This window comes from Komagataeibacter sp. NFXK3, from assembly GCF_054182245.1.
Genome location: NZ_JAPIVJ010000014.1, coordinates 70042 through 81085, shown reverse-complemented (window position 1 = coordinate 81085; position 11044 = coordinate 70042). Strand labels below are relative to the sequence as shown.

At 57.1% G+C, this 11044-nt stretch carries 9 protein-coding genes; 7 read left to right on the top strand and 2 right to left on the bottom strand.

From position 1 onward, the window contains the following. Nucleotides 1–114 precede the first annotated feature (114 nt). Entirely contained in the window at nt 115–486 is a 372-nt protein-coding gene (locus tag OQZ28_RS14000) for an ATP-binding cassette domain-containing protein (protein ID WP_458136453.1), read from the bottom strand. 299 nt (nt 487–785) lie between these two features. Between OQZ28_RS14000 and OQZ28_RS13995 the strand changes: the two genes are divergently transcribed. From OQZ28_RS13995 to OQZ28_RS13965, 7 genes are all read left to right on the top strand, one after another. After that, on the top strand, nt 786–2237 hold the full coding sequence (locus tag OQZ28_RS13995; protein ID WP_010516674.1) for a multicopper oxidase family protein: 1452 nt from the start codon (nt 786–788) through the stop codon (nt 2235–2237). Nucleotides 2238–2526: 289 nt separating this feature from the next. After that, complete coding sequence (locus OQZ28_RS13990) at nt 2527–2880, top strand: ArsR/SmtB family transcription factor (RefSeq protein ID WP_010516672.1); 354 nt, start codon at nt 2527–2529, stop codon at nt 2878–2880. Next, nucleotides 2877–3299, top strand: a complete 423-nt coding sequence (gene arsC, locus OQZ28_RS13985) for an arsenate reductase (glutaredoxin) (protein WP_010516670.1) — start codon at nt 2877–2879, stop codon at nt 3297–3299. The genes OQZ28_RS13990 and arsC overlap by 4 nt, the downstream gene beginning before the upstream one ends. Beyond that, nucleotides 3299–4594, top strand: coding sequence for an arsenic transporter (locus tag OQZ28_RS13980; RefSeq protein WP_159264410.1), 1296 nt, complete (start codon nt 3299–3301; stop codon nt 4592–4594). Before arsC ends, OQZ28_RS13980 begins: the two co-directional genes overlap by 1 nt. Nucleotides 4595–4619: 25 nt before the next feature. Then, nucleotides 4620–5318, top strand: coding sequence for an arsenical resistance protein ArsH (gene arsH / locus OQZ28_RS13975; RefSeq protein WP_010516666.1), 699 nt, complete (start codon nt 4620–4622; stop codon nt 5316–5318). 626 nt (nt 5319–5944) lie between these two features. Beyond that, a complete protein-coding gene (locus OQZ28_RS13970) occupies nt 5945–7546 on the top strand; it encodes a B12-binding domain-containing radical SAM protein (protein ID WP_206065360.1) in 1602 nt (533 codons plus the stop codon). Between the two features lie 303 nt (nt 7547–7849). Then, the gene (locus OQZ28_RS13965) at nt 7850–9097 is read left to right on the top strand and encodes a carbohydrate porin (RefSeq protein ID WP_240906628.1); all 1248 of its coding nucleotides are present in this window, start codon (nt 7850–7852) and stop codon (nt 9095–9097) included. A gap of 79 nt (nt 9098–9176) precedes the next feature. Here OQZ28_RS13965 and OQZ28_RS13960 read toward each other — a convergent pair whose 3' ends face one another. Next, a complete protein-coding gene (locus OQZ28_RS13960) occupies nt 9177–10718 on the bottom strand; it encodes a carbohydrate porin (protein ID WP_129551870.1) in 1542 nt (513 codons plus the stop codon). Nucleotides 10719–11044: the final 326 nt, after the last annotated feature.

Sequence of the window (11044 nt, the reverse complement as noted above, 5' to 3'; positions counted from 1 at the left end):
GGTGTCGTGCGTGCCTGTGGATGGATCTGAAGCATCATTCAGTCTCCCTGCAAACGGAAGAAAACCATGAAGAGTAACGCGGTATTGCCCACCCTACATCATCCCAATGACGTTTCACAACCTGACAAGAACGATATCGGACCACCATGCAGGTTCCGCCGGGACATATTGCACCAGACGCCGCCACCGCTCCGCTGGCATGTCTAAGCAGGGCTGTCCATTAATACGTACCTCGCCTTCATGCGGGTCAAGATCCGCGATCATGCGGAGCATCACTGTTTTCCCGCTGCCCGATGGGCCGGTGATCGCCACGCACTGACCCGTCAAGACGGAGAATGTGAACGGGCCACCATAGGCGCAGCACAATCCCTGCACCTCGAGAGCCAATGTCCCGGCAGCATATGTCGCGGCAATCATTCGTCCTCCTGAACGGTCGGTCCTGCCCGTTCGCGTGAAAACATCGGTCACTTCACCAGTCAGATCCATAATTTTCCATATATCTTCGTTTTTCGATATATGGAAATATGGTATCTCCCGGCGATCCTGGGCGTGGTACCACCGTTGCAATGAAATGCGTGATCTGGCAGCGATCCATGCCCGGTTATGGACAGGCTTAGCCAGCGTGACTGCTTGCCCCGGATGAACGCGTGTCAGCCCGTCCCTTCAGCCACGTCATGGAAACGGGGCGACGCACCACACGGCGCGGGTATTGTCTTTTCCGCGGAACCGGCCAATGGCTGCGGGCGTTCGGAAACCTACCTGTTTCCTCATGACTGGACAGTATCATGATGCTCGATCGCCGTTCCTTTCTGACGCTGGCCGGGTCAACGACACTGACGGCCATGATCCCGCATGGGGCCCAACGCAGCAGCCCCGTCATGGGTGAAAAAGCAGACCATACGCTGCGGATCGCCACGGGACGGGTTGAACTTGCCCCTGACCGCATAATTTCAACCACGCTCTATAATGACCAGTTTCCCGGCCCCCTACTGCGGTTTGAGGAAGGCCGGCGCAGTATGGTCGATATCTTCAATGATACCGACACGCCGGAACTGGTACACTGGCATGGCCAGATGATCCCGAGCGTGGTGGATGGGGCGGCGGAGGAAGGCACGCCGTTCATACCACCGCATGGCATGCGGCGGATCAGCTTCCTGCCACGACCATCGGGTTTTCGCTTCTACCATACACATGTCATGGCCGGGGGCGATCTCAATCGTGGCACCTATACCGGGCAGGTCGGGCCACTCTATATCGAACCAAAGGATAATCCCGGTGCCTATGACCGCGAGATATTCCTTGTTCTGAAGGAATTCGAGCCATTCTTCAGTCGTGGGGGCGACATGGCGGGGGATGCGCTTGCGGGTGAACCGGTTGACGACCTCCAGCAGATGGGAAAGGCCGCCGACGCGACCGCCACGCAAAAGACGAAGGGGTTGGAGGTCGGCTACAGGTCATTCGCGATCAACGGAAAGATGCTGGGCCATGGCGAACCCATCCGAGTGAAACAGGGCGAGCATGTACTGTTTCACATCCTGAACGGCAGCGCCGGTGAAATCCGTAGCCTTGCATTGCCGGGCCACACCTTCAGGGTCATGGCCCTTGATGGCAATCCGGTCCCCACGCAGGCCGAGGTTCCAGTGCTGTGGCTAGGCACGGCGGAACGTATCTCAGCCATGGTGCGGATGGATCACCCGGGTGTCTGGGTAATGGGAGACCTGGCAGATGATGATCGCCGGCGCGGGATGGGCGTTGTCGTCGCGTATGCCGGGCAGACGGGCAGGCCATGGTGGATCGCACCCCGGCCCGCGCGCTGGGATTATGCGCGCTTTGGCCGTTCCCTCCCCTCCATCACACCTGATGAGACGATCGGGATGACGATCGTCAAGCACAACGCGGCCCTGAACGGCTTCAACCAGTGGACCCTCAATGGAAAAGCCTTCTCGATGCAGACAAGGCAGCCGCACCATATCCTGCGGCAGGGACGACGCTATCGGTTGAGGGTCCGCAATGCCAGCGATGACATCCATCCGCTTCACCTGCATCGCCACAGCTTCGAACTGACCGGGATTGGCAGCAGGGCAACCCGGGGCGTGATCAAGGACGTTGTGATGCTGGGCAGCTTCCAGGAACTCGAATGCGATTTTGTTGCCGACAACCCAGGACCGACTCTCTTTCACTGCCACCAGCAACTCCACATGGATTTCGGGTTCATGACGCTTTTCGATTATGCATGATGGTAACTGACACGACCTCCGATGCCCGCGATCAACGGCTCATTCAATAGGGTGGCGAATAGGCCGGTGCTGCCGGATAGGGCGCCGCTGGTTAACCGGACGCTACCGGACCGACCGGTGCAGGCGGCACCACGAGGGCAGGTGCGACCGTCACGCCCGCGATCAGTCCGGTTGCCACCGCCACAAGCAGGATGAGGAATACAGGCCCTCATGGCTTTGGTGTGAACGCGCGAAACCGCGTGCCACGGCAAGGATTGACATTATTTTATATATCCACGATCAAGGATATATGGATACGGAATCAGCCTTGGCCGCGCTCAGCGCCCTGTCACAGTCCACGCGGCTGGATATCTTCCGCCTGCTGGTTCGCCATGAACCGGATGGCCTGCCCGCTGGAGATGTCGCACGCTGCCTCGATGTCCCGCAGAACACGATCTCGACTCACCTCGCGATCCTGACCCGTGCCGGGCTGCTGACCTCACAACGCCAGAGCCGCCTGATTGTCTATCGTGCCAGTCTGGACCGGCTACAGGACCTGATGCTCTTTCTCGTCAGGGATTGCTGTGCAGGCAGCCCTGAACTCTGCGCGCCTCTGGTCGCGAATCTGGGTTCCTGCTGTCCGTCTGGGGAACCTTGCCCATGACCACCACAATTTACCATAACCCGGCTTGCGGCACGTCGCGCAATGTGCTCGCACTGATCCGCAACAGCCATGCGGAACCCCGCATCATCGAGTATCTGAAAACGCCACCTAACCGCGCGGAACTGGTCGAGCTGATCGCCCATATGGGGGGGCCGGTCCGCGATCTGCTGCGGCGCAAGGACACGCCCTATGATGAACTCGGTCTTGATAATCCGGCCCTGACGGATGACGCGCTGATCGACGCCATGATCGCGCATCCGATCCTGATCAACCGACCCATCGTGGTTACCCCGCTAGGTATTGCGCTTTGCCGTCCATCCGAGAGGGTATTCGATATTCTTCCCACTCCGCGGCGCGGCGCACTTGCCAAGGAGGACGGTGAGACAATCGTGGATGTGCCCGGAAAGCGGATTGTCTGATGCTGGCCCTAGCCATTTTTATTGCAACGCTGGTCTTCGTCATCTGGCAGCCTCGGGGTCTCGGTATCGGCTGGAGCGCTATGACCGGTGCCGCCGTAGCGCTGGCGACGGGTGTGATCCACTGGCACGATATCCCTGTCGTCTGGCACATCGTCTGGGACGCCACCTTCACCTTTGTCGCGCTGATCATCATCTCGCTGCTTCTGGATGAGGCCGGGTTCTTCCACTGGGCGGCCCTGCATGTCGTGCGCTGGGGCAAAGGGCGAGGCCGGACGTTGTTTCCCCTGATCGTGCTGCTGGGAGCGGCCATAGCCGCGGTTTTCGCCAATGACGGCGCAGCCCTGCTGCTCACGCCCATCGTCATTGCCATCCTCACACAACTCCGCCTGAACCATGGCGCGGCGCTGGCCTTCATAATCGCGACCGGCTTTGTCGCGGATACCACCAGCCTGCCGCTGGTGATTTCCAATCTGGTGAACATCGTCAGCGCCAATTTCTTTGGCATTCCCTTTGACCGCTACGCCGCGATCATGGTCCCCGTCGATCTGGCCGCCCTTGGCGCGACACTTGCCGTGCTGTGGCTCTACTACCGGCGGCAGGTGCCCCAGACCTATCCCGTCACCGAACTGCCAGCACCCGCCATTGTCATTCGTGACCGGCATGTGTTCCGCGCGGCTTTTCCGCTGCTGGCCCTGGTGCTGGCGGCTTATTTCCTGACCGCGCCATTTCATATTCCGGTCTGTATCGTGGCTTGCCTGGCTGCCATTATCCTGCTGGCAGTCGCCGGATATGGAAAGGTCATTCCCGTCAGCCGCGTGCTGCGGGGCGCGCCGTGGCAGATCGTGTTCTTCTCGCTGGGGATGTATCTGGTGGTCTACGGGCTGCGTAATGCCGGACTGACCGATCACCTTGCGGCGGCACTGGTCTGGCTTGGCCATCAGGGTCCGTTCATCGCCACGCTTGGCACCGGCTTTCTGGCGGCGGTCCTGTCGTCGGTTATGAACAACATGCCCAGCGTTCTGGTCGGCGCGCTGGCGATCCAGCAGGCCCATGACATCGCGCCTCTGACCCGCGACCTGATGGTTTATGCCAACGTCATTGGCTGTGACCTCGGGCCGAAATTCACGCCGATCGGCAGTCTCGCCACCCTGCTGTGGCTGCATGTGCTGGCATCCAAAAACCATCGGATCACTTGGGGGCAATACATGACGGTGGGTCTGGTGATCACGCCACCCGTCCTGCTGGTCACACTTGCCGCACTGGCCTTGTGGCTGCCCCTGACCAGCCATCCCTGACAAGACCGAAGGATCTGACGGAACGATGTCCAAGCCGGAAATGCCCGCCCTGCACCCGGAGTATCTCGAACAGGTCGATCTCGCACGATTGGAACCGCAACCACGGGTTGACCACCCGCCACGCATCCTGCTGCTGTATGGCTCGCTGCGTCCTCGGTCCTTCAGCCGCCTGCTGGTGCTGGAGGCCGAACGCATCCTGAACGTACTGGGGGCCGAGACACGGGTATTCGACCCGACTGGCCTGCCGGTCGCGGATTCCGTACCCGTCACGCATCCAAAGGTTCAGGAACTGCGGGAACTCTCGATCTGGTCGGAAGGCCAGGTCTGGTGCAGCCCTGAACAGCATGGCACCATCACCGCTGTGTTCAAGAACCAGATCGACTGGCTTCCCCTCACGGAAGGTTCGATCCGACCCACACAGGGCCGCACGCTGGCTGTCATGCAGGTCTCCGGCGGGTCACAGAGCTTCAATTCCGTCAACGCCCTGCGGGTGCTGGGCCGATGGATGCGGATGTTCACCATCCCTAACCAGTCCAGCGTGCCGATGGCCTACACCCAGTTCGGTGACGACGACCGAATGAAACCGTCTCCCCTCTATGACCGCATGGTGGACGTCATGGAGGAACTGATGAAGTTCACCTGGCTGCTGCGGGACCGGGCCAACTACCTTGTCGATCGCTACAGCGAGCGCAGATCATCACACCGCCTGCCTGAAAAGCTGTGAGCCGGGAGAGGACAGAACCGTTCAATATGGTGATTACGGATGACGGTCATGCCGCGAGGTAGTGAGCCCGTGCGCTTCAGCCGACGCCAAAGCAGCAACGCTTAAGGGTTACCGGATCCCTGATTCCGTGATCTGGATTAATAAATCCCAATCTTCGTGCGGCCATCTTGTCGCTCTATCAAAGCTCTTGTAAAAACAAGAAGAAATACTTTGTCGCAAACATGGCGTTATGGAATATTTCCAATTGAGAATCTCCATAAACAGTAAAATTCGTCGCAATCCACAAGAAACCGTCAGGGTTCCTGTGGTCAACGCCCTACGGATATGAAAACAAACACCGTGCCCCGATTTCGCATATAGCTATCTTCTTGTACTGCTTTGACATGCCTGAGCATCATAGTCTGCTCGTGCCGTTAGCCACGGTCGTCCGAGATAACCTGGACAAAAGCAATAGTGGTGGTCACAGATATTGTACCAGCCCACCTGACCGATCCCACTACGAAAGGGGTTCACCCCATGTCACCCTTACCGTTGAGTTGCATCCTGCCTGAAGCTACCGCCTCTCGAAATGGGTGGGAAGGCAGCTGTTTTGATCATAGCCAGCCCTTGAAACAATGGAACCTTGCATGATGGCCGACACCTGCAAGGTTCTGATGATCTTCCCGCGCTTCAACGCCAATTCATTCTGGAACTATAAGGAGGCCTGTGACCTGGTCGGTGCACGCTACCCCGCCGCACCGCTCGGCCTGATTACCGTTGCGGCCCTGCTGCCCGAAAACTGGGAAATCCGGCTGGTCAACCGCAATACCGAACAACTGGATGATGCGGATTTCGCATGGGCCGATATCGTGATGACCGGCGGCATGCTGCCGCAGCGTAACGATGCCCTCCGCATTATCGAAATGTGCCGTGCCTGTGACAAACCGGTGGTGGTTGGCGGCCCCGATGTCACATCCAGCCCCGCACTTTACAGTGATGCGAATTTTCAGGTCCTGGGCGAAGCCGAGGAAATCATGGTCGATTTCATCGCCGCCTGGCGGCGCGGTGACCGGCAGGGCGTGTTCGAAGCGCCGATGGGCAAGACCGATGTCACCAAAAGCCCGCTGCCCCGCTTTGACCTGCTGAAGCTGGACCAGTACCTGCATGTTGGCGTCCAGTTTTCGCGCGGGTGTCCGTTCAGTTGCGAATTCTGTGATATTATCGAACTGTATGGCCGGGTGCCGCGTACCAAGACCAATGCACAGGTCATGGCCGAACTCGATGCCCTGTACGCCCTTGGCTATCGCGGGCATGTGGATTTTGTTGATGACAACCTGATTGGCAACAAGAAGGCGCTGAAGAAATTCCTGCCCGACCTGAAACGCTGGCAGGATGAGAAGAAATTTCCCTTCGAATTTTCGACCGAGGCCTCCATCAACCTCGCGGATGATCCCGACCTGCTGCGCAGCCTGTCGGATACGAATTTCTTTGCCATATTCGTCGGTATCGAAAGCCCGGATACGGACTCCCTCGTGCTGATGCAGAAAAAGCAGAACACACGGCGTAGCCTGCAGCAGAGCATCGAGACAATCCACAAGGCCGGGATTTTCGTCAATGCGGGCTTCATCGTGGGCTTCGACAGTGAAAAGGACAGCGTTGCGCCGCGCATGATCGAATGTATCGAGGATACGTCGATCCCGGTCTGCATGGTCGGCCTGCTTTATGCCCTGCCCACGACGCAGCTGACGCGCCGCCTGCTGGCGGAAGGCCGTCTTTTTTCCGGCAGCGAACAGACGCAGTCGGGTGACCAGTGTACGGCCGGGCTGAATTTCGAGACAAAGCGCCCGCGTCGCGACGTGCTGAACGATTACAGGACGGTGCTGGCGGCGATCTATGACCCGGTTGCCTATTTCGGCCGTGTCCGCAGGCTTGGCCGGATGCTCGGGCGCAAGCGCGCGCACCGGATAATAAAGGGCGACCTGCGCAGCTTTGTCCGGCTTATGTTCCGTATCCACCGCGCAGGACCGGGCACGGCTGGACAGTTCTGGCGCATGATGCTGGACTGTGCCCTGCATAACCCTAGAGCGCTGCCCTATGTGGTGATGACCAGCGCGCTATACCTGCATCTCGGCCCGTTTTCGCGGCAGGTCATTGCCGAGATCGACCGCGAGATCGCGGACGTGGATCAGGGCCGCTGGCAGACTCCGCCCGTTGTACGTCATGTCGAAGCAGAACTTGTGCCCGTCTAAACTGTGTTAAGGGGGGATGAAGGAGTGTACGTTATGTACAATAAAGTCTCTAGTACGTACTGCTTGTTAAAGCATATTTCGTATAAATTACGACATAACGAGGCCATTACACTTATTAAAGTGTATATTGAATTAATGAAAAGAATTATTCAATAAGTAATTTGTTTTTAAGTTTTTATTATACAATGTTATATTCGAAATATGAATTGTGTCTGGTATAATCATTATGATTCATGGTTGCCTATAATTATATTATTGGGGACCTTCCCTTTTGCATATGCTCAGCCGGTTCCCATCAGCGTATTGAGCGCAGGTGTGACTCCCCAACAGAATATTCCTGATCATATTGACCCGCATGCCCATCTATCGGGGAACTGGGGTGGCGTACGGGACTGGTTGCTGGCGCAGGGAATTGATATCCGTATATCCGATACCAATGAATTGTGGTCCAACCCCGTGGGGAGTGCGCAGGCGTCAAATAACTACATTGGCTCTACGGCAGTGGAAATGGTGACGGACCTGCACGCCCTGACCGGCCTGCCACTGGGAACATTCGACATCAGCGCCATGGAAATTCGGGGGCGGCCGTTCAGTAATGCTCCCCTGTATGTTTTCAACCAGACATCAAATATCGAAGCCGATGATAACGCGCGTCTGTACGAACTGTGGTACAGCCAGAAATTCATAGGGGAACGGCTGGCCTTCCGGATCGGAAAGCTGGATCTCGGCCATGATTTCATGGTCAGCAGTGTCGGGCTGAACTTCCTGAATGCTTCTTTTTCCTGGCCCATCTTGGCCGATAATGACCTGTATGACCAAGGACCGGTCTCACCCGTCACCACGCCAGCAATACGGTTACGCTATACCCTTTCCCGACAATGGAACTTTTTGTTTGCGGCTGCTGATGACAACCCTATCGGAGCCCCTTTCATTAACATGAAGGATCCATGGAACCAGAACCGCGACCCGAGTGGCACACGGTTCAATTTCAACACAGGCGCACTTTTCTTCGGAGAGGTCCATTACCGCAGACAAATATTCGGAAGACAGGGCTCATACAAACTTGGTGGCTACTTTGACACCGGACGCTTTCCCGACCAGTCTGATTTCAGAAAAAGCCACAAAACCAACTGGGCGATCTATGGCATCGTGGATCAGACGCTGCAGCATTTCGGGCGAAAAACGGAGCTTGACGCTTTTGTCCGGGGCAACTGGACAGGGGACACCGATCGCAACCAGATAGTCTATGCCATTGATGGCGGGATCGCCCTGAAGGGACCGTTTGGGCGTACAGACGACGTGCTGGGACTTGGAGCAGGTCTGGGAGCGGCCAGTCCCTATCTTGCCCAGGCAGACCGGCGCTCTGGCCTGCCTATGCAAGGCACGGAGTATCATCTGGAACTGACCTATCAGATCCAGGCCACACCGTGGTTCATGCTTCAGCCTGATATCCAGGGCATCGTGTCACCAAGTGGCGGTGTTCTCGATAGCAAGGGACAGCGTGTGCATGACGAAGCCATCTTCGGGTTGCACGGTAACGTGACATTCTGACCCCTGTAATCCTGTTTCCGGGCTTTTTGGGAAAACATGACCTGCTCTGGTTATCCCCGGCTTTCCATTCCAGTTACCGCTAGAAATTTACATTGGTATGCAACCCGAATACGGCTTCATTACCAATGCGGCGCGTCGGACAGGACGGGTCGCCCATACCGCCGGAAGGATTCAGCACGTACTGGAAATCAGGCTGCACGACCATCCATGGCGTGATCTGGGCCTGATAGGTCAGTTCAAAATGGTTTTCGTTTCCCTGAACCAGGGCACCGCGCGCGCGATCATATGCGCGCACGCTCGACGTGGCGCGACCGATACCCCAGCCCAGACCAAGTGAATCATTCATCCTGCCTGAAAAGGGCGCCTTGAGGTTCAGGCCAGCATCAATGGCAAAGCTTATGATATTGCGATCACCGCTATTCCCCGTCGCCCGGACAAACAGGCCCAGTGCACGCGATGCAGCAGGCGACGGACGCCAGATCAACTGGTCGATTATCCCGTAAACCAGCCAGTTTCCCCGGACCTGCCGCGGCGTGCCACCATAGGCATCAAGCGACTGGCCCTGCGTATTATACCGATAATCCGGGAAACGGGCGGTATCATAATATCCCCCAAGCTTATAAACGCCCGATAAGCCCGGATGACTAACCGCATGTGCGCTGTCGCCGGATTGGGGATTGAAGGCATACTGAATTTCGGTGATCAGTAGCGCGCCGGTTCCCATATTGAACTGCGTACCACTACCATCCCTTGTTGTCTGACTGGTAGGGTCCGCCGGGTTTCCGGTCACGCCAAAGACACTGCTATCCTGATTGCCCGACGGATTGTCATCTGCCGCTGCGAACATGACTGTATATTTTTCGCCGGGTCGGTAGCGCAACCGGATTGCAGGGGCAGCAAGGGGCCATGAAGGACCGCCAGCATAAAGATTGACCGATGGTCCCATTGGCCATCCGAAATTGGCATTGAGGTACAGAGACGCGTAATCGCTGATCAGGAATTCCGTATCGAGATCCTGCTGGCCGATCTTGATGTCCAGCGCGCCCCTGAGAAAGGACTGCTGGTACCAAAGTTCAAACAGACGGGTGGAGCGATCCGCCTCAAATCCGCTAATGGGATTGAAATCGGCCAGATGGTCCTGGGTGATGGACCGTCCCCGGATCTGCAGGGCACTGATGTTGAACGTCCCGCCTTTGAGCCCGATCATCTTTTCCAGGTCCGCCATCAGGGTCGGCATGGTAATGCCGATATAGGAAGGGCCCGTGCCCGATCCCCTGCCATCGCCGTTGGTACTGGCGATCCCGCCCGTAGCGTTGCCCCATAGCTCGTTGACATCCTGAATGCTCAACGTCATGCCGTAACGGGCCAGCCATGGACGCAGCCCCCCCATATCCCCCAGCAGGCTCCCACCGGCAGACGGCATATCCTGGCTCTGGCTGGTCGCGATTGCGCCCGTTTGCCAGGAATCACGCGTGGTCGCCGGGTCGCTCTGGGCCAGGAGAGGAGCGGAGCGGCCCAGACGGGCCTGCCCATCCGCAATGGCGGTCTGGGCATGACCCGCGACGGAGATGAAACTGCCGACACTCCAGACGAAAATTCCCTCACATACGTGCCGGAACAATCCGGTAATGGAAACTGCCGGAATCCTGCGTGATGTCAGTTCGCACGGTCGCAAATGATTCTCATATGATCGCAAAAAAACGTCGTAATCCAGACCAGTATCATACACCCGGCCTTCTTTCCACAACATGATATTTTTGTTAAATACTCAATACGAATAAAAAAGGATTATAATATTATTTCGTACCTGTAATTTTACTTTACTCTCTCGTGAAAAATCCGCCTGAAGGCTGTTCTTATTTTTTCCATAGACGAAAACACATAGCGGAAAATAATTTATCTCCGCTGAAGCTTTTATGAGAAGCAGTTCAGACGTCGCACGTCGGT

Coding starts and splice junctions, on each gene's coding strand:
- arsC (WP_010516670.1), top strand. CDS start 2,877: ATGACCACCACAATTTACCATAACCCGGCTTGCGGCACGTCGCGCAAT.
- OQZ28_RS13990 (WP_010516672.1), top strand. CDS start 2,527: ATGGATACGGAATCAGCCTTGGCCGCGCTCAGCGCCCTGTCACAGTCC.
- OQZ28_RS14000 (WP_458136453.1), bottom strand. CDS start 486: ATGGATCTGACTGGTGAAGTGACCGATGTTTTCACGCGAACGGGCAGG.
- OQZ28_RS13995 (WP_010516674.1), top strand. CDS start 786: ATGATGCTCGATCGCCGTTCCTTTCTGACGCTGGCCGGGTCAACGACA.
- OQZ28_RS13970 (WP_206065360.1), top strand. CDS start 5,945: ATGATGGCCGACACCTGCAAGGTTCTGATGATCTTCCCGCGCTTCAAC.
- arsH (WP_010516666.1), top strand. CDS start 4,620: ATGTCCAAGCCGGAAATGCCCGCCCTGCACCCGGAGTATCTCGAACAG.
- OQZ28_RS13980 (WP_159264410.1), top strand. CDS start 3,299: ATGCTGGCCCTAGCCATTTTTATTGCAACGCTGGTCTTCGTCATCTGG.